Genomic DNA, 21249 nt, shown 5'->3' with positions numbered 1-21249 from the left:
GAAGGCTGACGTAGCGGCTGCTGTGCCAGCCTAACGCCGCGCCGTCGCGACGACAAAAGCTGCGAGCAGCATCAGGCCCGCCGCTACCAAAGGCAGCATGAAGAAAGCGACCCGAGCATAGGCCGCGCCGAACCCGATCGTGCCGACAAAGAGCGCGAGATAGGTGACGCCGCTGTTCAGCCCCATGACCGCGCCGCGCTTGCCGGGATCGAGGCCTGTGAGGCGCATGATCAGCACATTCAGCCCAAAATGGTTGGCAAGCCCCCAGAGGAAGACGACGGCCAACATGGCCGTATAGGAGCCGCTTGCCACCGCCATGGCCACATAGACACCTCCGACCACCAGAAAGATCAATGGTAACAATCCGCCCGCGCTGAAACGATCAATGAGGCGGTCGAGAAAGGCGGCGGCCCCGAAACCGAACCCATAGGAAACCGCGATGAGACCATTGGCGCTGACCGGCAGGCCAAGTGCAACATGCAAGTGCTCGCCGATATAGGCGTAAACGCCATAGAAGGCGGCCATGAAGGCAGCACAGGCGATCAGAAGCGGCGCAACGCCGGGAACGCTCAATGCCGCCAGCGGCGATGTCGCCTTGCCGGTGACAGCTTCCTGCACTGATGCGAACTTGACGGCGGCGCAAGCGATCAATGTTGCCGATGCGACGATGACATAAACGGCGCGCCAGCCCGCAAAGTCAGCGATCGCGGCCGATAACGGCACGCCCGCCACCATGCTGAGAGTCCAGCCTGTCAGCACAAGGCCAATCGTCTCGCTCTCCCGTCCGGCCGGCGCAATGACCGAGGCCAGCGTATAGATCGAGGGAAGTGCAATGCCGGCAGCAAGACCGACGACGAGCTGGGCAGCGACGAGGACCGCAAGCGATGGCGCGAGCGCACTGCCGCCCAATCCTGCAGCCAGAAGTAGGAGGGCAGCAGCCAACATGCGACGCGGGCCATGACGATCGATGAAGCGGCCAAGAAAGACGGCGCTGACCGCCGTGCCCAGACCGAAGGCGGCGGAAGCCGTCATGACGGCTGGAACGTCGGCCGCAAGGCTTCGCGCCACTTCCGGCGCGATCGGTCCGAGCGCAAGCGAATTGGAGCCGATGACGCCGATGCAGATGGTGAGCACGTAGGCAAAGGGCGGGATACGCGCCTTGTCGATCGAGCCATCGGAAACTGATTGATTGATGTTCGTCATTACCTCATGTTTGCAGAACGACATTCAGCAGCAAGAGGATATTTTGGAATGAATCAAAATACAGATGACATTCGGCGGAAGCGCACGCCAGAGCGCGAGCTTGATGCGATGGACCGAAAACTATTAGGCGTGCTGGTGGAGGACGCGACCACCAGCTATGCCGAACTCGGCGAACGGGTCGGACTTTCGCCGCCGGCGGCGCATGAACGTGTGAAGCGGTTGAGGCGATCGGGAGCGATCAGAAGTGTGTCGGCGCGGATCGATCCGGAGGCCATCGGAAAGACGTTGCTCGCCTTCGTCCATGTCGACACGACCGGCTGGGGCAAGACACAGGCGCTGCTTGCCATCGAGGAATGCCCGGAGGTGGAGGAAATCCACTCGGTCGCCGGCGATACCTGCATGCTTCTCAAGGTGCGCACCGAAAGCACGCATGCGCTCGAGGGGCTGCTGGCGCGTCTCTACGACACGCCGGGCGTCAAGGCGACGCGGAGCTATGTGGTGCTTTCCACCTATCTGGAACGGCCGGTGCAGCCGGGCACGACGAGCGATTGGCCCGCCGTGGTCAAGGGCTAGACAGTTTTGTCGGGCGCACGGCCTGCCCTACTGCCCCAAGCCCCCTCAGACGACGCCGGCGCGCAGCAGGTCGTGAATATGCAGGATGCTGACCGGTGCTCCCCCATCGTCGACGACGAACAGCACCGTCACCTTGTGCTGCTGCATGAACTCCATGGCGCCGCTGGCGAGCACGTCACCGCGGATCACGCGCGGATTGCGTGACATCACCGCCTCGACCGGCTGCAGGAGCAGATCACCCGACATGTGGCGACGCAGGTCGCCATCGGTGATCACGCCGACAAGCTTGCCACTGTTCTCGACGATGCCGACGACGCCGAAACCCTTCGACGACATTTCGATAAGCGCTTCGCTCATCGGCCGTCCCGTTTCCAGCAGCGGCATCTGGGCACCCTCGTGCGCCAGTTCGCGGACCAGCCGCAATTGCGCACCGAGCTTACCGCCCGGGTGGAATGTCTTGAAGTCCTCGGCCGAAAATCCGCGGCGTTCCAGAAGTGCGATCGCCAGCGCGTCGCCAACGGCGAGCTGCAGCATGGCGGACGTCGTCGGCGCGAGGCCGTGCGGGCAGGCCTCCTGCACCTTGGGCAGGACGATCGGCACTTCGGAGTTGCGCGCCAGCACGCTGTCGCGGTTGGCACAGATCGAGACGATCGGCACATTGAAGCGCTTGGCATAGGTGAGCATGTTGGCGAGTTCGGCCGTCTCTCCCGACCAGGAAAGCAGGATCAGCACATCCTGGGAAGTGACCATGCCAAGGTCGCCATGGCTCGCTTCGGTCGGATGCACGAAATAGGCGGAGGTGCCGGTCGATGCCAGGGTCGCGGCGATCTTGCGACCGATATGGCCACTCTTGCCGACGCCGGAGACGACGACACGCCCCTGGCTTTCGCCGATCAGTTCGACGGCATCGACAATGTTGCGGGCGAAGGCCTCGTCGGAGCCAAGGTGATCTGCCAGCGCCTTGATGCCGACCATTGCAGTCGTCAGCGTCCGACCGATCGACTCCAAAGCCGCAACCGCGGTGCGCTCATGCGCCGATGCTTGTCTCAAACCCATGATGACCCCAATTCTGCGAAGACTTAAGCGGCAGGCTGCAACGCTGCGCGCCAGACCATTGACGGCAGATAAGCGCTTTTTCTTGGCAAACCAAGCCTTGGAAGCAGACTTTGGGGGAAAACTGGCGCAATCGGCGGCGTTTTCGTCAGCCGGCCCGCTTTTCTTCCAGTGTTTCGAGCGGCATCGACTTGTCCGCGGCGAATTCCTCTAACGTCATCGAGTCGAGGATCGCGGCAACGGCGTCACGCACCGTCGTCATCGATACCCGCACCTGACAGGTTTCGGGATCGTTGCAGTCCTCACAGACCTCATAGGCCGTGCGGCTGGCACAGCGGATCGGTGCAAGCGGGCCATCCAGCGTGCGGATCACATGACCGATGCGGATTTCGGCCGCCGGCCGCGACAGCGAGTAACCGCCACCCGGCCCCTTCTTGGAGCGCAGCATGCCGGCGTTGCGCAGTTCGAGCAGGATCGTATCCAGGAATTTCTTCGGGATATTGTTGCGCTGTGCGATTTCGGTAATGAAGGCGGTCTCCCCCGGCTCCAGCCGTGCAAGATCGACCAAAGCCTTCAGTCCGTATTTTCCCTTCTTCGTCAGCATTCCGGCACGCTTTCCCTGCGGCTCCCTGAACGGGAATCATCCGCGCAAATGCAAATATATCTTGGCATAGCACAAGAAACGTACTGCCAACATATAATTATAGTGGGGAATTAGCCGAAGTCGCGGCCGCGCTTGCAGCAGAAGCAACGACAGTTTTCAGACCTATCTGGCGGATGCGGGAGGAAGGCCGAATACGGCTTTCCTCACCCGCTTCAAGCGGCTGCGCTGTGGCCCCGCCGGTTCGCCGAAACGGCCTGATGGGCCAGCAACTGGCGGATCGCGGCACGGGCTTCCTCGGCCGAACCGAAGCGTTTCGCGTCCAGATCCCAGACGTGATACTTCACCGCCAGGAACTTGAACCGATCTTCATCCGGGACGACCACGCCGACGGCTTCGCCGCCAAATTCGATAACTTGCTTGCTCATACAAATAACGCTCCTTCCACGCCGGAGGCGCGGAGACTTTCAATTTCGGCAAAAGATAAAGTTCGAGGGGTTCGACGGTCACATTCGGCAGAGATTGCGAATGAGCCATTTTTTCTCTGTTGCGCGACAAAGGAGACGCGTGCCGAAGAAGGCGGCGGTCGAGACGTTTCCGAACATGTCACTCTCCTTTGGCTGGCCCGGCATCAACATGCCGGTGCGTTTGATGAACAACCGTGAGGCGGACTCCCCGCGTCACGTATTGGCAAACTAGAATAATCTACCAATTCCGTCAATTAAAAAGATGAAGACGCGAAAAATAATTCCCGCCCTTCAAATTTTAGGGGGACACGGACGCAAATCCGTTCTCCCACCCCGAAACCGGAGACCCTTGCTATCTAGGTAGCGAAGAATCAGTCTGCAAGGCACGAGTGGGATAAAGACAGCACATTCGGACAAAAAAGGGGCGGCCCGCCGGGCCGCCCTTTCACGTTTTATATCCGGTGAGCGGGATCAATGCATCGCGCTCAAACCGAGACCCAAGTCATGCCGCCGGCGTGCCCGCCTGGGTCGTGGTCGAGCGAGACGCTTCGCGATCCTTCCACCAACGGTTCAGGAACAGCAGGATCGGGCCGCCGATATAGATCGACGAAGTCGTCGCGACGATCACGCCGAAGATCATCGGCCAGGCGAAGCTCTTGACCGCGTCACCGCCCCACATCGCCATCGGCACCAGAGACAGTGCCGTTGCCATCGAGGTGAAGATGCATCGCGCGATCACCTGGTTGATGCTCATGTCGATCAGGTCGGAGAACGGCATCGACTTATACTTGCGCAGGTTCTCGCGCATGCGGTCATAGACCACGACCTTGTCGTTGACCGAGTAACCGATCATCGTCAGCAGGGCCGCGATGGCCGTCAGGTTGAAGTCGATACCGGTCAGCGCGAAGAAGCCGATCGTCTTGGTGATGTCGAGCAGCAGAACCGCTATCGCGCCGACGGCGAAGTGCCATTCGAAGCGGAACCAGATGTAGAGCAGGATCGCCACCATGGCGAGGCCGACCGCGAGGAAGCCCGAGCGGGCAAGCTCGGCGCTGACGGTCGGACCGACGACCTCGGTACGCTCGAAGGTCGCGTCAGGGATCGTCTGCACCACCGCGTCCTTGATGCGGTTCAATGCAGTGGTCTGTTCCTGCTCGCCGCCCGGCTGACGCTGGACACGGATCAGGACCGATTTGTCCTGGCCGAACTCCTGCAGTGCCACTTCGCCGATGTTGAGCGCCTCGAGATTGTGGCGCAGGTTCGGAAGGTCGAGCGTGTTCTTCGACGTAGTTTCCACCTGAATACCACCGACGAAGTCGATGCCGTAGTTGAGGCCAGGCGTGAAGAACAGGACCACCGAGCTTACCGACAGGAAGGCCGACATACCGATGGCGATGTAGCGACCCTTCATGAAGGAGAAGGTCGGCAGACGCGGAACCCGGCCGAAGAGCGACGGGATTTCCAGCTTCTTCATCTTACGGCGAACGACGACCTCACGCATCATCAGGCGCACGACGGTGATCGAGGTGAACATCGAGATGATGATGCCGAGCATCATGGTGATGGCGAAGCCCTTCACCGGGCCGGAGCCGAAGGCGAACAGCAGGATGGTGCCCGAGAGCGTCGTCACGTTGCTATCGATGATGGTCGCGTAGGCTTTGTTGAAGCCGATATCGAGCGCTTTCATCGCGCCCGCTCCGCCTTCCGTCTCTTCGCGGATACGTGCGTTGATCAGGATGTTGGCGTCCACCGCCATGCCGATGCCGAGAATGATACCGGCGATACCGGGCAAGGTCAGCGTGGAGCCGAGCATCGCCAGGACGGCGATCGTCAGGATCGTGTGCAGGACCAGACCGACGTTGGCGATCATGCCCCAGGCGCCGTAAAGCACGACCATGAGGGTGACGACGAGGGCAAAGCCGGCAAGGCCGGTGTAGATGCCCATGCGGATCGAGTCTGAGCCGAGGTTCGGGCCGACCGAGCGCTCTTCGATGACGGTCAGCGGTGCCGGCAGGGCGCCGGAGCGCAGCAGCGCCGAAAGGACGGTCGCTTCCTGGGCGGTGAAGTTGCCGCTGATCTGGCCGCTGCCCCCGATGATCGGCTCGCGGATGACCGGCGCGGTCAGAACCTTGCCATCAAGCACGATCGCGAAGGGCCGGCCGACATTGGCCTGGGTGATTTCAGCAAACTGACGGGCACCGAGTGCGTCGAAGTTGAAGGAGACGATCGGCTCGTTGCTACGCTGATCGAAACCGGCCTTGGCATCTGCCAGGCGCTCGCCCGAGATGGCGACGCGGCTTTCGACGGCGTATTTGTTGGTGTCGTGTGCACCCGGCAGGATGTCGACGCCACGCGGCGCCGGCTGATTGGGATCCACGGTCTGGTCGACCATGTGGAAGCTCATCTGTGCGGTGGAGCCGAGAAGCTGGCGCAGCGCCGTCGGGTCTTCAAGACCCGGGAGCTGGACGAGAATGCGGTTGGAACCGACGCGCTGGATCAAGGGTTCGGCGACGCCGACCGTGTCGACGCGCTGACGGATGATTTCCAGGCTCTGCTCGACTGCTTTGGTCGTTCGGTCGTTCAGGCCGGCTTCGGTCATCGCGACCGTGATGGTGTCGCCGTCCTCGGTCACCTCGATATCGGAAGCCGAGCCGCCGAAGCCGAGCGTGCCAACCGGAGCCGCCAGTTCCTTAAGCTTCGGCAGGACCTTGTCGCGGTCGGCCGCGTCCTCGATCTTGACCGTCACGGTATCGCCGGCGATGCGGGCCGACGACGCCGGAACGCGCTCGGCACGAAGCGCTCTGCGCGTATCGTCGAGCAGGGTTTCGAGGCGGGCCTTGCGCAGGCCGGCGGCATCGACTTCGAGGACGAGGTGCGAACCGCCCTTGAGGTCGAGGCCGAGCGTCACCGGCTTGACCGGCAGCCAGCGGCCGAACTGTTCACGCTGCGTTGGTGTCAGCACGTTGGGAAGCGCCGCGATACATCCGAAGATGATCACGACGACATAGACGAGAATCGCCCATTTCGATGTACGCATGTTGTGGTTCCAGAAGAGCCTGCACGGGCACGGGGCGCGCCGTCAGGACTTTGTTTCATCAAAGGCAGTGCTGCGTCGAATCCGCCAGCCAGCCAGTATGTGCTCGATGGATCAGGCGCGCGGGGGCGCGCGAATATGGGGACCGTGGTTCGCAGTCCCACCGATCTGCTCTGCGACACGGCGCAGGAACCGACCGTCCGACGGTTGGGGATATTCCAGCTCGGCCAGTACGGGCAGCAGAGCCGGCAAACCGTCGTCTGCTGCGGACTTGGCGTCCTTGCGTTCGGCCGTAAATCGGAGATCGGAAAGTGGTGTCGCCCGCGACATCTGTCGGGCTGCAGGGCGATCGCTCGAGCCGGTATCGGTGACGTTGCCGGCCTGGGCACCAGAGGACGAGCGAGACGGGATGCTCTGCCCAACCGAGATGACCTGCATAGCGAAGGAGGCACAGAACAGCCACAGCACGGCTAGAAGCCGGCCGGCCTGCATGTTCTTGCTGCCACCACCCAAGCGGTCCATCGAGGACGCAGTCCCTTTCCTTGGCGCCTACTGCATATTTCCTTGAATCCTATTCGATCCGAGGGAAGCATAAGCAGCAATTCGAAGCGCAACAGCGCCTGCGACACGAAAAAATCAGCCCGAACCCCAACCGTACCGCAAGAACGTGGCCGGAATCGAGCATGCGCGCCTTTAACACCATTGCGGGCCGGAAAAGTCAAATCCGGCCCGTTGTACCACTCCCGCGCCGTCAGGCCGAAAGGCCCACCGTCCGCCTCTCGTGGATCTCGATGAGCGACGGCCCCTTGCGCCCTGCGGCCACGGCAAGCGCCTGCGCCAGATCGGCAATCGAGGTGAGCCGCTGCCCTTCTACCCCATAGGCCTTGGCCGCCATCAAGAAGTCCGGCGCCGAAGGCTTGACCCCTTCCGGGGTGACGCCGGCGTCGACCATGTAGGACTCGATTTCCTGGTAGCCGTCGTTGTTCCAGACGAGGAAGATCACCTTCGCTCCGGCATCGACCGCGGATCCGATTTCGGCCAGCGAGAACTGGAAGCCGCCATCGCCGACGAGGCAAACCACTGGCCGCGACGGATCGGCGACCGCAGCGCCCACCGCCGCCGGCGGGGCGTAACCGAGCGAGCCGTAGCCGGTCGCGGAATTGAACCAGCTGCGCTGGCGCGGCGCATCGCAATAGAGGTTGCCGGCATAGACGGCCTGGGTCGAGTCACCGACAACGGTGCAATCCGGCAACGTCCTGTAGAGCGTGTCGATGATGGCGATCTCGGCCCGCATCTTCGGCGTCAGTTCCTTCTGCGCTGCCCGTCTCGCGGTTTCGGCACGCCCCACGCCGTCCTTCGCGGTGTGGCCGGGCAGGAAGGCGAGGATGCCTGCGGTTGCCGCCTTGGCGCCGGAGAGAATGGAGAGCGCCGCATGCGGTCCGCGCGCAAGCTGGGCGGCGTCGATGTCAGTGCGGATGAGGTTGCGCAAGGCCGGGAAGCCGCCATCGGCATACATGTCGTAGTCCGTCTGACCCATCTCGGTGCCGAGCGCCAGGACGAGGTCGGCCTCCTTCAGGAGTGACCGTACCGCCTTCAGGCTGGGGCTTGCCGGAACGCGCAAGGGATTGCCGGCGAGCATGCCGCGGGCATTGACGGTCGTGACGACGGGGGCGCCGATCTTCTCGGCAAGCTCCTTCACCTCGGCCTCCGCCGTCAAGGCGCCGCCGCCGCAGATGATCACCGGTCGCGAGGCGTCGGCGCAGAGGATGGCAGCGCGCTGCAGCGTCTCACTGTCGGAGCGCGGGCGCGTGGCGGTCGCGGGCCGTGCTGCCTGCGGCGCGATCTTCGCCGCCATCACGTCAGTCGGGATTTCGATATGCACCGGGCCCGGTCGGCCGGAGACGAGCACCGAGAACGCCCGGTCGACGACGAACGGCAGGTCATCCGGATTGAGCAGGGTGTGCGAATAGAGCGCCAGCGTCTTCATCATGCCGTGCTGGTCGGGAAGCTCGTGCAGCAATCCGCGACCATGACCGAGCGAATCGCGGCGATTGACGCCGGAGATCACCAGCATCGGGATCGAATCCTGCCGGGCCTGCGCCATTGCCGTGATCGTGTTCGTCAGTCCCGGTCCGGTGATGACGAGCGCGACGCCCGGCTTGCCGCTGACGCGGGCATAGCCATCGGCCATGAAGCCCGCGCCCTGTTCATGGCGCGGGGTCACATGGCGAATTTTCGATGCCGCCAGTCCGCGATAGAGTTCGACCGTGTGCACGCCGGGAATGCCGAAAACGACCTCGACGCCATTGGCCTCGAGCAGATCGACGAGGACTTCTCCAACCGTCTTTTCCATAGTCATGCGCGGCGCTCCTTACGCAGGCTGGCCCGTTCGGCGAGCGCGGTGATGCGCCGGCAGGCCTCGTCGATGGCGCTATCGGGCACGGTCAGGCTGACGCGCAGATAATTCTGCGCCTGATCGCCAAAGGATGATCCGGGCATGACGGCAACCCCCTCTTCTTCGAGCAGTGCCCAGGCAAACGCGTCGCCATCGAGGCCGGTTCCGGAAACGTCGATCAAAATGAACATGCCGGCTTCCGGCGCAAAGACGTCGATGCCGGGTGCGGCGGCGAGGCCGGAGACGATCTGCGCGGCGCGGGACTTGTACGCTTCACGCATCCGGCGGGCTGTGTCGATGTCATGCGTCAGGGCGTAAGCCGTCATGTCGGCGATGAAGGGCTGGGTGCCGAAGAGCATCGTCTCCGAGACCGGCAGCAGCCGGTCGACAAACTCGACCGGGCCCACCGCCCAGCCGCTGCGGAAACCGGGCGCCGCATGAGATTTGGAAATGGACGAGACGACGATGGTGCGCTCGGCGAGATCCGGATTGTCGAAGGGCGAGGCAAACACCGCGTCGAAGACCAGCTCCTCATAGACCTCGTCGCAGACGATCCAGAGATCGTGGCGGCGGGCGACTTCGCCGATCGCGGCAATTTCAGCGGCCGTCAGCACGGCACCGGTCGGATTGTGCGGCGTATTGAGCAGCAGCACCCGGCTCTCAGGCGTGATCGCCTTTTCGAGATCTTCGGCCTGCATGTGGAAGCCGAATTCCGGCTTCAGCGGCACCAGCACCGGATGGGCGCCGGTGGAGCGGATCACGCCTTCATAGGTCGCATAGAGCGGGTCGCCGACGAGCACCGCATCGCCGGCTTCCACCAGGCCCAGCATCACGGCAAAGAGCGCTGTCTGGGTGCCCGGAAAGCACAGGACGTTCGCCGCGGTAACGTCGGCACGGCGTCGGCTGTATTTCTGCGCGAGCGCGGCCACGACCGCGGGTTCGCCGCGACCGTTGGAATAACGATAGCGCCCCGCATTCATCGCGCGCTGGCATTCGTCGAGAAGCGCGCGATCCGGAGGGAGATCCGGCTCGCCGATCGTCAATTCGATGATGTCGGCGCCGCTCGCCTTCAGTTGGCGGGCACGAATATGCAGCGACCATTTTCCCGAACCAAGATCGGCAAGACGTTCGGTGATGGACGCGTAGCGCATGGTGCTTTCTCCCGTTTTCATTGTTTTGCAGTTCCGATCGACGTGCCGAGCAGCGCTTCGGCCGAGGACATGGCGATGGCGATCAGTTCGCCCTCGCGAAAGAGATCGCCAGCCAGGCATCCCTCGATCCAGAGGCCGTCGACCAGCCCGTTGATGGCGATGGCGAAGGCCCGGCAGCTTTCCGGATCCGCCGGCTTCCCCTTGGCGGCAAGAAAGTCCGCAAGCAGTTCCTGCAGCGTATTGCGGAATGCGAGATAACCTTCGCGATGGATCTCGGCGAGTACCGGATCGACCCGCACCTGGCTGATGAACGCCGCCCAGAGCGAAATGCTGCGGCTGTCGGCCACCGGCTCGGTGAGGTTGATGGCGATGAAATCCCGAAGCCGTGTTTCCGGATCGCCCTCCACCTTGCTCGCCTTGTCGGTCAAGGATGCGATCACGGCGCGATAGGCCTCGGCGACCATCTGGTCCTTCGATTCGAAGTAGTGGCGCACCAGCCCCGCGGTCACTCCGGCGCGAATCGCGATCTGCCTTACCGTCGCGCCCTTGAGCCCGAATTCGGAGATGCAGTCGAGCGTCGCCTCGATCAGTTCCTGGCGGCGCTCGCCTTCCGGGGCACGGTGAAAACTGCGCCTGTTCATGCCACGGCCCGCTTGAAAACGTGCCCTGGCGCGGTCGGCAATGGCATCGGCCGGGACGGGGGCATGGGCGGCTCCTTCGGGAAATCGAGACTCAGGGCGGGCGTCAAAAAATCGACGACGGCTGTTATTATACGCTTGAACAATAGCGACACAAGTGCAACGATGCCGGCCAACAAAGACCCGTGACAGGCCGAAGATGCCGCGCGGAAAACGACAGGGGAACAGTTCTCATGCCAACAGCAAATGCTCTGAGAGCCGCCGGAGTGGCGTGCCGATGACGGATACGGCCCAGGCAATCGCGGTCACTGACCTGCACAAGCGTTTCGGGCCATTGGAAGTGCTGAAGGGGGTTTCGCTGACGGCGAAACAGGGTGACGTGATCGCCATCATCGGCGGCAGCGGCTCCGGCAAATCGACCTTTCTGCGCTGCATCAACCTCCTGGAACTTCCGTCAGCCGGCAGCGTCAGCGTGCACGGCGAAAAGATCAAGATGAAATCCGACGGCCGCGGCGGCCTGGTGCCGGAGGACCGCAAACAGGTCCAGCGCATCCGCAGCCAGCTCGGCATGGTCTTCCAGAGTTTCAACCTCTGGCAGCACATGACAATCCTTGAAAACGTCATCGAGGCCCCGATCCACGTGCTCGGCAAGCCCAGGGCAGAAGCGGTTGCAACCGCCGAAACGCTGCTCCGGCGTGTCGGCCTTTACGAAAAGAGAGACGCCTACCCGGCCTTTCTTTCCGGCGGCCAGCAGCAGCGCGCGGCGATCGCCCGGGCGCTTGCGATCCAGCCGCTCGTCATGCTCTTCGACGAGCCGACGTCGGCACTCGATCCCGAGCTTGTCGGCGAAGTGCTATCGGTCATTGGAGACCTCGCGCGCGAGAAGCGCACGATGATCCTGGTGACGCACGAGATGAAGTTCGCGCGCGACGTCGCCAACCACATCGTCTTTCTCCACAACGGCGTGATCGAGGAACAGGGCCCGCCAGAGGCCATTTTCGGCGCACCGAGATCGGAAAGGCTCAAGAAGTTCATCAGTTCCATTCACTGAATTCCTGAATGCTAAACAACCAAAAAGGGGAACAGCATGAAGAAGGCATTGAAAGTCCTGGCCGTTGCGGCGGCAATCGCCGTCAGCGGCGGCGTGGCCGCCTCGGCGGAAGCGCTTAAGGTCGGCGTCGCCGCCGAACCCTATCCGCCGTTCACCGCACCCGATGCCAGCGGCAAGTGGGAAGGCTGGGAAGTCGAGTTCATGAACGCGATGTGCGCCGAGGCAAAACTCGAATGCGTGCTGACGCCTGTCGCCTGGGACGGCATCATCCCGGCGCTGACCTCGAAGAAGATCGACATGATCATCAGCTCGATGTCGATCACCGACGAGCGGCTGAAGACGATCGATTTCTCGGACAAGTACTACAACACCCCGACGGGCATCATCGGCACCAAGGGCGTCGACATCAAGCCGACGCCGGAAGGCCTGAACGGCAAGACGCTGGGCGTCCAGGTCTCGACGGTCCATCAGGCCTATGCCGCCAAGCACTTCGCATCAGCAGGCGTCGAGGTCAAGGAATACCAGACGCAGGACGAGGCCAACAACGACCTCGCCGCCGGTCGCCTCGATGCGGTCCAGGCGGATGCGATCGCGCTCAAGACCTTCCTCGCGACCGACCAGGGCAAGGAATGCTGCGATTACAAGGGTGATGTCGCCGAAGACGTCGCCGTGATCGGCCCGGGTGTCGGCGTCGGCCTGCGCAAGGGCGAAACCGAACTCAAGGACAAGGTCAACGCCGCCATCAAGGCGATCCGTGACAACGGCACATACGACACGTTCTCGAAGAAGTACTTCGACTTCGACATCTACGGCAAGTAAGGCGCGATCGGCCGGCGTTCAACCCGCTAAGGCGTTGCATGTCTGAAGGGCACGCAACGCCGTAGCGACCGCCGGCCGGCGCCATCGGAGCTCGACGTATGGCTGCGGATTCCCTCATCAATTGGGGCCTGCTTTCGCTTACGGCGCCCGGCTGGGGCGGCGTGTTGCTGCAAGGCTTCTTCAATTCCATTCAGATCGCCGTCGGCGGTTTCACGCTGGGGCTCGCCCTCGGTGTCGGCGGCGCCTTCGGCAAGCTCTATGGCGGCCCGGTGCTGCGCGACCTGCTCGAATGTTACACCACGGTCGTACGCGCGGTGCCGGAACTGGTGCTGATCCTGCTGCTCTATTACGCCGGCACCGATCTCCTCAACCAGGTGCTTGCGCTCTTTTCGATCGGCCCGGTCGACATCAGCGGCCTGATGGCCGGCATCTTCGTCATCGGCGTCGTCCAGGGAGCCTATTCGACCGAGGTGTTGCGCGGCGCGATCAAGGCGGTTCCTGCCGGGCAAATCGAGGCCGCGCGTGCCTACGGCATGTCGCCGACCAAGGTCTTGAGGCGCATCACGCTGCCGGCGATGCTGCCCTATGCCATTCCCGGCCTTTCCAATCTCTGGCTGATCGCGACCAAGGATACGGCGCTGCTCGCCGTCGTCGGCTTCAGCGAGCTGACGCTGGTCACGCGCCAGGCGGCCGGAACGACCAAGGCCTACCTCCTGTTCTTCCTTGCCGCCGGCGCGCTCTATCTGATGCTGACGCTCGTCTCCAACATCTTTATCGGCATGCTCGAACGCCATGCACGACGAGGGTTGGCGGTGCAGCGATGACCGACGAAACCACACACGCCGTTGCCTTCACGCCCGAGGACCTGCCGACGGCCAAGAGCTTCTTCCAGCCCCATCGCATCGTGATGATGCTGGTCTTCGCAGCCTTCGTCGTCTCGATCGCCGTCTTCATGCGCTGGGATTGGCTGCCGCGCTACCTGCCGCGGCTTGGCTGGGGCATTCTCGTCAGCCTCCTGATGCTGTTCAGCACATCGATCCTCGGCTTCCTTTTCGCGGTGCCGATCGGCCTGGTGCAGGTGACCGGCCCCTGGTTCCTGAAGCTCCCTGCCAAGGTCTTTTGCACCGTCATCCGCGGCACGCCGCTGCTCTTGCAGCTCTGGCTGCTCTACTACGGGCTCGGCTCGCTGTTCCCGCAGTTTCCGGCCATCCGACAATCCTTCCTGTGGCCCTATCTGCGCGAGGCCTGGCCCTATGGCATGGCGGCGCTGACCATCTCGTTCGCCGCCTATGAGGGCGAGGTCATGCGCGGTGCCTTTGCCGGGGTTCCGCATGGAGAGCTGGAAGCGGCCAAGGCCTATGGCATGGGCCGCTGGACGATGTTCCGCCGAATCTGGCTGCCACGCGCCATCCACCGCGCGCTACCGACGCTCAACGGCGAAACCGTGCTGCAGCTGAAATCGACGCCGCTCGTTGCCACCGTTACCGTCGTCGACGTCTATGCGGTGATCTCCAAGGTGCGGCAGGAAACGTTCCTCACCTACGAGCCGCTGCTTTTGCTGGCGCTCATCTATATGTGCCTCACCGGCATTCTGGTGGTGGCCTTCCGCACATTCGAAAATCGCATCCCAACCCGCGGTGCCTGACATGAAGCTTTCCTCCTCCATCACCAACGCCATGCCCGAACTCGTCGCCATCCGCCGCGATCTGCATGCCCATCCGGAACTCGGGCTGGAGGAGAAGCGCACCTCTGCCTTCATCGCCAAACATCTCAAAAGTCTCGGTTACGAAGTAACGACGGGCCTCGCGCAAACCGGCGTCGTCGGCACGCTCCGAAACGGCACGAGCACGCGCTCGATCGGTATCCGCGCCGATATCGACGCGCTGCCGATTCTGGAGGAGACCGGGCTCGACTATGCCAGCAAGACCGCAGGGCTAATGCATGCCTGCGGTCATGATGGCCACACGACGATGCTGCTGGGAGCGGCCCGAGCGCTCGCCGAACGACGCAATTTCGATGGCACGATCCACCTGATCTTCCAGCCGGCCGAGGAGAATTTCGGCGGCGCCAAGATCATGATGGACGAGGGCCTGTTTCAAAAATTCCCCTGCGACGCCGTCTTCGCGCTTCACAACGAACCGGGCCTGCCCTTTGGCCAGTTCGCGCTTCGCGAAGGGCCGATCATGGCCGCCGTCGACGAGGCGCGCATCACCGTGCACGGCCGCGGCGGACACGGCGCCGAGCCGCAAGAAACGGCTGACCCTATCGTCTGCGGCGCCTCGATCATCATGGCGCTGCAGTCGATCGTTTCGCGCAACATTCACCCGATGGATCCCTCCGTCGTCACCGTCGGCGCCTTCCATGCGGGCTCGGCCAGCAACATCATTCCCGAGCGCGCTGAAATCGTCGTCGGCATCCGCTCCTTCGACCCCGCCGTGCGCGACGAACTCGAACGCCGCATCCGCATGATCGCCGAAGCGCAGGCCGCCAGTTTCGGCATGCGCGCATCGGTCGACTACCAGCGCAGCTACGACGCGACGATCAACCACAAGGCCGAGACGGATCTCGTTCGCGAACTCGCAGTACGCTTTGCCGGGGCCGACAAGGTGGTCGATCTTGCCCGTCCGTTCATGGGCAGCGAAGATTTCGCCTACATGCTGCAGGAGAGGCCGGGGAGTTACTTCTTCCTGGGCTCGAAGGTCAGCGATGACGACAAACCGCTGCATCACCCCGGCTACAACTTCAACGACGACCTGTTGCCGATCGGCGCCGCCTTCTGGACCGAGCTTGCCGAAGCCTATCTCGCGCGCCGCTGAGGCGCGCTCGTCCTACCGTTTCGCCAATATGCCGCAGCGCAACATTGCCGCAGTGTGACAACGTGGCGGACGCGCTGTCATTGACGTTTGGCAAATTTGGCGCAGATTCAAGCGCATGCTGAGACGCCGGCACAAACACTGAAGTCTGTCCTGGCAAACGGCCAAAGAGGTTCCCTGATCGGCGATCGGTCACGGACAACAAGATGCAGCAGCCAGAGCGATACGGCCCGCGTCAACGACGCCGTGCGTCCGTATGTCTGAAAGGATTGCGCCCGTGTTTGAAAGTTTCGATGCGACCCTGCTCGCTCGCTTCCAGTTCGCCTTCACCGTCTCCTTCCACATCATTTTCCCCGCCTTTTCCATCGGTCTTGCGAGCTACCTTGCGGTGCTGGAGGGGTTGTGGCTCCTGAAGAAGGACGCAGTCTATCTCGAGCTCTTCCACTTCTGGAAGACGATTTTCGCCGTCGCCTTCGGCATGGGCGTCGTCTCCGGCATCGTGATGTCCTACCAGTTCGGGACCAACTGGAGCGTCTTTTCCGACAAGGCCGGGCCAATCATCGGGCCGCTGATGGGATATGAGGTATTGACGGCCTTCTTCCTCGAAGCCGGCTTCCTCGGCGTCATGCTTTTCGGGCTCAATCGTGTGGGACCGAAGCTGCATTTCTTCGCGACGCTCATGGTCGCCGTCGGCACACTGATCTCCGCCACCTGGATCCTCTCGGCCAATTCCTGGATGCAGACGCCGGCTGGCTTCGCCATGAACGAAGCGGGCCAGTTCGTTCCCGTCGACTGGTGGAAGATCGTCTTCAATCCCTCCTTCCCCTACCGCCTCGTACACATGGTGCTTGCCGCCTATTTGACAACCGCTTTCGTCGTCGGTGCCTGCGGCGCCTGGCACCTCATCCGCAAGACGGCGCCGCGGCGCGCGCGAAAGATGTTCTCTATGGCCATGTGGATGGCGGCGATCGTCGCGCCGATCCAGATCTTTGCCGGCGACATGCACGGCCTCAACACGCTGGAACACCAACCGGCCAAGGTGATGGCGATGGAAGGCCATTACCAGAGCCATCCGGACGGCGCGCCACTCATCCTTTTCGGCATCCCGAACTCGCCGGAAAAGCGCATCGACTATGCGATCGAAGTGCCGAAGCTCTCCAGCCTCATCCTGAAGCATGATCTCAACGCCCCGCTCGCCGGTCTCGACACGATCCCGGAAGAGCTACATCCTCCCGTCGGCGTCGTCTTCTGGTCGTTCCGGGTGATGGTCGGCCTCGGCTTCGCCATGCTCGGCATCGGCCTCTGGTCGCTCTGGTGTCGCTACCGCGGCACGCTCGACAGCAATGTCTGGCTGCACCGCGCCGCCATCGCCATGGGGCCCGCCGGTTTCGTTGCCGTGCTCGCCGGCTGGGTCACCACCGAGGTCGGGCGCCAACCCTACACAGTCTACGGCCACCTGCTAACGGCGAATTCAGTGGCGCCGATTGCAGCACCGGCTGTCGCCGCCTCGCTGATCGCTTTCATCATCGTCTATTTCTTCGTTTTCGGCGCCGGCACTTTCTACATCCTCCGCCTCATGGCACGTCTGCCAAAGGACACCCTGCCGGATCTCGACGAAGGACCATTGCGCAGTTCCGGCATCATGCCCGGCCCTGCCATCCACAGCACGCACGCCAACACCCAGGGAGGTCACCATGGACTTTGATCTGCCGCTCATCTGGGCGGGTATCATCGCCTTTGCGGTACTCGCCTATGTCATTCTCGACGGCTTCGACCTCGGCGTCGGCATCCTCTTTCCATTCTTCCCTGAGAAGCACGACCGAGACGTGATGATGAATTCCGTCGCCCCGGTCTGGGACGGTAACGAAACCTGGCTGGTGCTCGGCGGCGGCGGCCTGATGGCGGTGTTCCCGCTCGCTTACGCGACGATCCTGCCAGCACTTTACGCCCCCATCATCGCCATGGTCATCGGCCTCATCTTCCGCGGCGTCGCCTTCGAATATCGCTGGCGCACGCGCCGGGCCGAATATCTCTGGAACTGGGCCTTTTCCGGCGGCTCGATGTTTGCGGCCTTTGCGCAAGGGATCACGCTCGGGGCGCTGGTCCAGGGCATCCCGGTCGAAAACCGTGCCTATGTCGGCGGCTGGTGGGACTGGCTGACGCCGTTCTCGATCATGACCGGCATCGCCGTCGTTGTCGGCTATGCGCTGCTCGGCGCCACCTGGCTGGTCATGAAGACCCACGGCGAACTTGCGGACCGGGCTCGCGGCCTTGCGCTCAAGTGCTCGTTCGGCACCATCGCTGCCATGGGCATCGTCAGCCTCTGGACGCCGTTCCTGGAGCCGCAATATCTGGATCGCTGGTTCGGCTTTCCGACGGCGATCTTCAGCGTCATTGTGCCGGCCCTCGTTCTCGGCTGCCTCTATGCGCTGATCACAGGCATTCGCAACCGGCACGACAGCCGCCCCTTCATCGCCGCCCTCGGCCTCTTCGTGCTTGGCTATGCCGGCATCGGCATCAGCTTCTATCCCTATATGGTGCCGCCATCGCTGACGATCTGGGATGCGGCAGCACCGGAGGAAAGCCTGTCCTTCCTGCTCGCCGGCGCCTTGGTGCTGGTGCCGATCATCCTTGCCTACACCGCCTACGCCTATTGGGTGTTCCGTGGCAAGGTCGATCCCGAGGAGGGCTACCATTGACCAGCGAGACGGGTACCGGCCGCAAGCTTCTCTGGTTCGTCGGCCTCTGGTGTGCGGGGGTGGCGGCCGTCACCCTCGTCGGCCTTGCGATCAAGCTGATGATCGGAACGTGACCGAATCACATAAATTCAGCGCGGGAGGCAGAAGCCCGCGCGGAGTTTTTCCGCTCTATAAAGCCTCGCTCAAGCTTGGCCGGCTAACTTCTCTAAACACGTCAGCAGGCGATCGCCGCAGACGGAGACAGGACCGCACCCTCCTCCCCTGCAAAGCGATCGCCTGCTGAGGTGACCACCCCGCGCTCAGCCGCCTGCGTATCTTTCCCCCTCCTTTCGGAGTGGTGACGTCCCACAGTGCGACCCTGTTGCCCCTTCTCAGAAAGCTCGCCGTTTGTTAGCAGTGCGCCGCAAGGGCGCCCCGCTTACTGAGAGCCGAGGGACGCTCGAACGCCCTGGATCTGCGCTCGGCCGAAACGGTCGGACCCCAGGCAATCGGACGAGACAGATGCAGAAGACCCCCGCGCAATGCGAAACCATGGCCGATGTGCGTGCCGAAATCGACCGGCTCGATGAGGCACTGATGACGCTGTTTGCCGAACGCTGGGGCTATATCGACCGGGCAGCCGAGATCAAGGCGCCGCTGAAGCTGAAGGCGGATATCCCGGCGCGCGTCATGGAAGTGCGCGAGAACGCCCGCAAGAACGCCGCGAACTTCAATCTCGACCCCGATTTCTACGAGGATATCTGGGCGCGGCTGATTGGCCATGCGATTGCCCATGAACAGAAAGTTCTGGGCGAGACCGGCGACGAATAGTCGCCTCTTCGGTCACGCGCCCCGGCGTCAGCCGCCAAGGATATAGCGCTGCAGGCGGTCTGCGGCTTCCTTCACCTGAGCCGGATCGCGCAGGAAACAGGCGCGCATGAACAGCGAACCACCGTCGCCGAAGGCGGTGCCCGGCGCCAGGCCGACGCCAGTCTTGTCGACGATATCGATCGCCGCCGCACGCGAATCCGTAACGCCATCGATCTTCAGGAACGCGTAGAGCGCGCCGTCGGGCTTCAGCGTTTCCACCCGGTTGGTGGCAATCAGCGCATCGCAGAAGACGTCACGGTTTTTCGTCGCCTTGGCGACATTCGCGTCCAGGAAGGCATCGCCCTCGTCGAGCGCAACGACGGCGCCGCGCTGCATGAACTGGGCAACACCCGACGTCGAATATTGCACCAGATTTTCCAGCACCTGGCCCATCTCCGGAGGCGCGACGATCCAGCCGACACGCCAGCCGGTCATCGACCAGTTCTTCGAGAAGGAATTGACGAAGAGGATACGGTCGCCCTCTTCCATGACGTCCAGGAAGGACGGCGCGCGGGTACCGGCATAGTAGTAGAGGGCGTAGATCTCGTCGGCGATGATCCAGAGGCCGTGCTTGCGCGCGAGCGCGAGGATCGCGGCCAGTTCTTCGCGGGTCGCGGTCCAGCCGGTCGGGTTCGACGGCGTGTTGATGAACAGCGCCCTGGTCTTCGGTCCGATTGCCGCTTCCAGTCGATCGAGATCGAGCTGCCATTTACCGTGTTCGAAGCGCAGCTCGACCGAAACCGGACGGACGCCGGAGAGATCGGCGGCGGCGGCAAAGTTCGGCCATGCCGGCGTCAATAGCACCATCTCGTCACCCGGCGAGGCGATCGCCTCGATCGAGAGCTTGATCGCCTGCATGCCGGAGCCGACGACGTAGAAGTTTTCGGGCGAAAGGCTTTTCTGGAAGCGCCTCTGGTAGTAGCGCGCCAGCGCCTCGCGCAGTGGCGGGATGCCGCGCTGCCAGGTGTAGAAGGTCTCGCCGGCGACAAGCGCCTCGCGCGCCGCGTCACTGATGAAGGCAGGCGTCGGCAGATCGCCTTCGCCGACCCAGAGCGGAATCAGGCCGTCACGCCCGCGGGCATAGTTCACCACCTCGACGATACCGCTTTCGGGCGCCGCAAGAGCGCGGGGGCTGATGGTGCTGAGGATGGTCATGACGGGCTCCGGACGCGCGACGGTCCCGGCCGGATCGCCCGAGATCATCGCGAAAGATTCCAATGGATTAGAGCGGAAATGGCCCGCTCCAGACTGTCCATCGCTTCTAGCCGCTTTCGCGTGAGCGATCACGCGACTTTATCTGACCGGTTTATCGATTTCTGTGATGTTTCGCGGCCCCGGTTGGCCGAGGCCGCGAGAAATGGCTCAGGCGCGCTGCTTCAACAGGTCGCGGATTTCGGAGAGAAGCTGGATGTCTTCCGCCGGCGGAGCGGCCGGTGCTGCTTCCTTCTGCTTTTCGAGCGAGGTGCGCATGCGGTTCACGGCCTTGATCATCAGGAAGATGATCCAGGCAAGGATCAGGAAGTTGATGAGCACGGTGATGAAGTTGCCATAGGCAAACACCGCGCCCTGCTGACGGGCAGCGGCGAGAGACGTCGCGGTCACATTGGCGGAGAGCGGGACGAAGTAATTGGAGAAATCGAAACCACCGCCGGTGAGCGCACCAACAATCGGCATCACGAGGTCTTCGACGACCGACGTCACGATCTTGTTGAAGGCGGCGCCGATGATGACACCGACCGCGAGATCCATCACGTTCCCGCGGGCAATAAACTCCTTGAACTCATTCAGCATACGTCTCTCCGTTTTATCCCCGTTGAAAGCGACCGCCGGCGCTGTCCCGCGCTGCAACCGTTTACGGAAACTAAACCAAAGCGGGCAGCGAGAAAACCTTTCTTTGCTTTGG

The 21249-nt window shown here is 62.8% G+C and carries 21 protein-coding genes; 10 read left to right on the top strand and 11 right to left on the bottom strand.

Annotation, left to right across the window (positions count from 1 at the left end; genetic code table 11):
* Positions 1-30 precede the first annotated feature (30 nt).
* Entirely contained in the window at positions 31-1203 is a 1173-nt protein-coding gene (locus LAC81_RS01030) for an MFS transporter (RefSeq protein ID WP_223726379.1), read from the bottom strand.
* Positions 1204-1251: 48 nt separating this feature from the next.
* Here LAC81_RS01030 and LAC81_RS01025 point away from each other — a divergent pair, with 48 nt between their 5' ends.
* Positions 1252-1776 (top strand): Lrp/AsnC family transcriptional regulator, encoded by a 525-nt coding sequence (locus tag LAC81_RS01025; RefSeq protein WP_223726378.1) that lies wholly within the window; start codon positions 1252-1254, stop codon positions 1774-1776.
* 45 nt (positions 1777-1821) lie between these two features.
* Here LAC81_RS01025 and LAC81_RS01020 read toward each other — a convergent pair whose 3' ends face one another.
* From LAC81_RS01020 to LAC81_RS01010, 3 genes are all read right to left on the bottom strand, one after another.
* Positions 1822-2832, bottom strand: a complete 1011-nt coding sequence (locus tag LAC81_RS01020; RefSeq protein ID WP_223726377.1) for a KpsF/GutQ family sugar-phosphate isomerase — start codon at positions 2830-2832, stop codon at positions 1822-1824.
* Positions 2833-2977: 145 nt separating this feature from the next.
* Positions 2978-3433 carry an RrF2 family transcriptional regulator gene (locus LAC81_RS01015; protein ID WP_113536486.1) on the bottom strand — a complete coding sequence of 152 codons (456 nt, stop codon included), beginning with the start codon at positions 3431-3433 and terminating at the stop codon, positions 2978-2980.
* A 212-nt stretch (positions 3434-3645) separates the two neighbouring features.
* Positions 3646-3858: a hypothetical protein gene (locus LAC81_RS01010; RefSeq protein ID WP_113536487.1), complete on the bottom strand. Its 213-nt coding sequence runs from the start codon at positions 3856-3858 to the stop codon at positions 3646-3648.
* A gap of 100 nt (positions 3859-3958) precedes the next feature.
* Here LAC81_RS01010 and LAC81_RS01005 point away from each other — a divergent pair, with 100 nt between their 5' ends.
* Positions 3959-4129 (top strand): hypothetical protein, encoded by a 171-nt coding sequence (locus LAC81_RS01005; protein WP_223726376.1) that lies wholly within the window; start codon positions 3959-3961, stop codon positions 4127-4129.
* 270 nt (positions 4130-4399) lie between these two features.
* On the opposite strand, the gene secD is transcribed toward LAC81_RS01005, so the two are convergent.
* From secD to LAC81_RS00980, 5 genes are all read right to left on the bottom strand, one after another.
* Positions 4400-6934, bottom strand: a complete 2535-nt coding sequence (gene secD, locus LAC81_RS01000) for a protein translocase subunit SecD (protein WP_113536488.1) — start codon at positions 6932-6934, stop codon at positions 4400-4402.
* A gap of 111 nt (positions 6935-7045) precedes the next feature.
* A complete protein-coding gene (locus LAC81_RS00995; RefSeq protein WP_223726375.1) occupies positions 7046-7453 on the bottom strand; it encodes a hypothetical protein in 408 nt (135 codons plus the stop codon).
* Positions 7454-7682: 229 nt separating this feature from the next.
* Positions 7683-9290 carry a 5-guanidino-2-oxopentanoate decarboxylase gene (locus LAC81_RS00990; RefSeq protein WP_223726374.1) on the bottom strand — a complete coding sequence of 536 codons (1608 nt, stop codon included), beginning with the start codon at positions 9288-9290 and terminating at the stop codon, positions 7683-7685.
* Positions 9287-10477 (bottom strand): pyridoxal phosphate-dependent aminotransferase, encoded by a 1191-nt coding sequence (locus LAC81_RS00985; RefSeq protein ID WP_223726373.1) that lies wholly within the window; start codon positions 10475-10477, stop codon positions 9287-9289. Before LAC81_RS00985 ends, LAC81_RS00990 begins: the two co-directional genes overlap by 4 nt.
* Before the next feature lie 17 nt (positions 10478-10494).
* Entirely contained in the window at positions 10495-11118 is a 624-nt protein-coding gene (locus tag LAC81_RS00980) for a TetR/AcrR family transcriptional regulator (protein WP_223726372.1), read from the bottom strand.
* 274 nt (positions 11119-11392) lie between these two features.
* On the opposite strand from LAC81_RS00980, the gene LAC81_RS00975 reads away from it, so the two are divergent.
* From LAC81_RS00975 to LAC81_RS00940, 8 genes are all read left to right on the top strand, one after another.
* On the top strand, positions 11393-12166 hold the full coding sequence (locus LAC81_RS00975) for an ABC transporter ATP-binding protein (RefSeq protein ID WP_113536492.1): 774 nt from the start codon (positions 11393-11395) through the stop codon (positions 12164-12166).
* 36 nt (positions 12167-12202) lie between these two features.
* The gene (locus LAC81_RS00970) at positions 12203-12985 is read left to right on the top strand and encodes a transporter substrate-binding domain-containing protein (RefSeq protein WP_113536493.1); all 783 of its coding nucleotides are present in this window, start codon (positions 12203-12205) and stop codon (positions 12983-12985) included.
* A gap of 98 nt (positions 12986-13083) precedes the next feature.
* The gene (locus LAC81_RS00965) at positions 13084-13809 is read left to right on the top strand and encodes an ABC transporter permease (RefSeq protein WP_113536494.1); all 726 of its coding nucleotides are present in this window, start codon (positions 13084-13086) and stop codon (positions 13807-13809) included.
* A complete protein-coding gene (locus tag LAC81_RS00960) occupies positions 13806-14630 on the top strand; it encodes an ABC transporter permease (RefSeq protein ID WP_113536495.1) in 825 nt (274 codons plus the stop codon). The genes LAC81_RS00965 and LAC81_RS00960 overlap by 4 nt, the downstream gene beginning before the upstream one ends.
* A 1-nt stretch (position 14631) precedes the next feature.
* The gene (locus tag LAC81_RS00955; protein ID WP_223726371.1) at positions 14632-15801 is read left to right on the top strand and encodes a M20 aminoacylase family protein; all 1170 of its coding nucleotides are present in this window, start codon (positions 14632-14634) and stop codon (positions 15799-15801) included.
* 274 nt (positions 15802-16075) lie between these two features.
* Positions 16076-17503 (top strand): cytochrome ubiquinol oxidase subunit I, encoded by a 1428-nt coding sequence (locus LAC81_RS00950; protein ID WP_113536497.1) that lies wholly within the window; start codon positions 16076-16078, stop codon positions 17501-17503.
* Complete coding sequence (cydB, locus tag LAC81_RS00945; RefSeq protein WP_223726370.1) at positions 17493-18497, top strand: cytochrome d ubiquinol oxidase subunit II; 1005 nt, start codon at positions 17493-17495, stop codon at positions 18495-18497. The genes LAC81_RS00950 and cydB overlap by 11 nt, the downstream gene beginning before the upstream one ends.
* Before the next feature lie 501 nt (positions 18498-18998).
* Positions 18999-19307, top strand: coding sequence for a chorismate mutase family protein (locus tag LAC81_RS00940; protein ID WP_113536499.1), 309 nt, complete (start codon positions 18999-19001; stop codon positions 19305-19307).
* Between the two features lie 27 nt (positions 19308-19334).
* On the opposite strand, the gene LAC81_RS00935 is transcribed toward LAC81_RS00940, so the two are convergent.
* Both LAC81_RS00935 and mscL read right to left on the bottom strand, forming a co-directional pair.
* Positions 19335-20501, bottom strand: a complete 1167-nt coding sequence (locus tag LAC81_RS00935; protein ID WP_223726369.1) for a pyridoxal phosphate-dependent aminotransferase — start codon at positions 20499-20501, stop codon at positions 19335-19337.
* A 207-nt stretch (positions 20502-20708) separates the two neighbouring features.
* Positions 20709-21137: a large conductance mechanosensitive channel protein MscL gene (gene mscL / locus LAC81_RS00930; protein ID WP_223726368.1), complete on the bottom strand. Its 429-nt coding sequence runs from the start codon at positions 21135-21137 to the stop codon at positions 20709-20711.
* Positions 21138-21249: the final 112 nt, after the last annotated feature.

The organism is Ensifer adhaerens, from assembly GCF_020035535.1.
Lineage (GTDB): Bacteria > Pseudomonadota > Alphaproteobacteria > Rhizobiales > Rhizobiaceae > Ensifer.
Note: the sequence above shows the minus strand (reverse complement) of the source record. Positions and strands in the feature narration are given on the sequence as shown.

Excerpts from the sequence above, each read along its gene's own strand:
- LAC81_RS01015 (WP_113536486.1), bottom strand. The coding sequence starts at position 3,433 with ATGCTGACGAAGAAGGGAAAATACGGACTGAAGGCTTTGGTCGATCTT.
- mscL (WP_223726368.1), bottom strand. The coding sequence starts at position 21,137 with ATGCTGAATGAGTTCAAGGAGTTTATTGCCCGCGGGAACGTGATGGAT.
- LAC81_RS00980 (WP_223726372.1), bottom strand. The coding sequence starts at position 11,118 with ATGAACAGGCGCAGTTTTCACCGTGCCCCGGAAGGCGAGCGCCGCCAG.
- LAC81_RS01020 (WP_223726377.1), bottom strand. The coding sequence starts at position 2,832 with ATGGGTTTGAGACAAGCATCGGCGCATGAGCGCACCGCGGTTGCGGCT.
- LAC81_RS00965 (WP_113536494.1), top strand. The coding sequence starts at position 13,084 with ATGGCTGCGGATTCCCTCATCAATTGGGGCCTGCTTTCGCTTACGGCG.
- LAC81_RS01025 (WP_223726378.1), top strand. The coding sequence starts at position 1,252 with ATGAATCAAAATACAGATGACATTCGGCGGAAGCGCACGCCAGAGCGC.
- LAC81_RS00960 (WP_113536495.1), top strand. The coding sequence starts at position 13,806 with ATGACCGACGAAACCACACACGCCGTTGCCTTCACGCCCGAGGACCTG.
- LAC81_RS00970 (WP_113536493.1), top strand. The coding sequence starts at position 12,203 with ATGAAGAAGGCATTGAAAGTCCTGGCCGTTGCGGCGGCAATCGCCGTC.
- LAC81_RS00975 (WP_113536492.1), top strand. The coding sequence starts at position 11,393 with ATGACGGATACGGCCCAGGCAATCGCGGTCACTGACCTGCACAAGCGT.
- secD (WP_113536488.1), bottom strand. The coding sequence starts at position 6,934 with ATGCGTACATCGAAATGGGCGATTCTCGTCTATGTCGTCGTGATCATC.
- LAC81_RS00985 (WP_223726373.1), bottom strand. The coding sequence starts at position 10,477 with ATGCGCTACGCGTCCATCACCGAACGTCTTGCCGATCTTGGTTCGGGA.
- LAC81_RS01010 (WP_113536487.1), bottom strand. The coding sequence starts at position 3,858 with ATGAGCAAGCAAGTTATCGAATTTGGCGGCGAAGCCGTCGGCGTGGTC.
- LAC81_RS00995 (WP_223726375.1), bottom strand. The coding sequence starts at position 7,453 with ATGGACCGCTTGGGTGGTGGCAGCAAGAACATGCAGGCCGGCCGGCTT.
- LAC81_RS00990 (WP_223726374.1), bottom strand. The coding sequence starts at position 9,290 with ATGACTATGGAAAAGACGGTTGGAGAAGTCCTCGTCGATCTGCTCGAG.
- cydB (WP_223726370.1), top strand. The coding sequence starts at position 17,493 with ATGGACTTTGATCTGCCGCTCATCTGGGCGGGTATCATCGCCTTTGCG.
- LAC81_RS00935 (WP_223726369.1), bottom strand. The coding sequence starts at position 20,501 with ATGACCATCCTCAGCACCATCAGCCCCCGCGCTCTTGCGGCGCCCGAA.
- LAC81_RS01030 (WP_223726379.1), bottom strand. The coding sequence starts at position 1,203 with ATGACGAACATCAATCAATCAGTTTCCGATGGCTCGATCGACAAGGCG.
- LAC81_RS00940 (WP_113536499.1), top strand. The coding sequence starts at position 18,999 with ATGCAGAAGACCCCCGCGCAATGCGAAACCATGGCCGATGTGCGTGCC.
- LAC81_RS01005 (WP_223726376.1), top strand. The coding sequence starts at position 3,959 with ATGAGCCATTTTTTCTCTGTTGCGCGACAAAGGAGACGCGTGCCGAAG.
- LAC81_RS00955 (WP_223726371.1), top strand. The coding sequence starts at position 14,632 with ATGAAGCTTTCCTCCTCCATCACCAACGCCATGCCCGAACTCGTCGCC.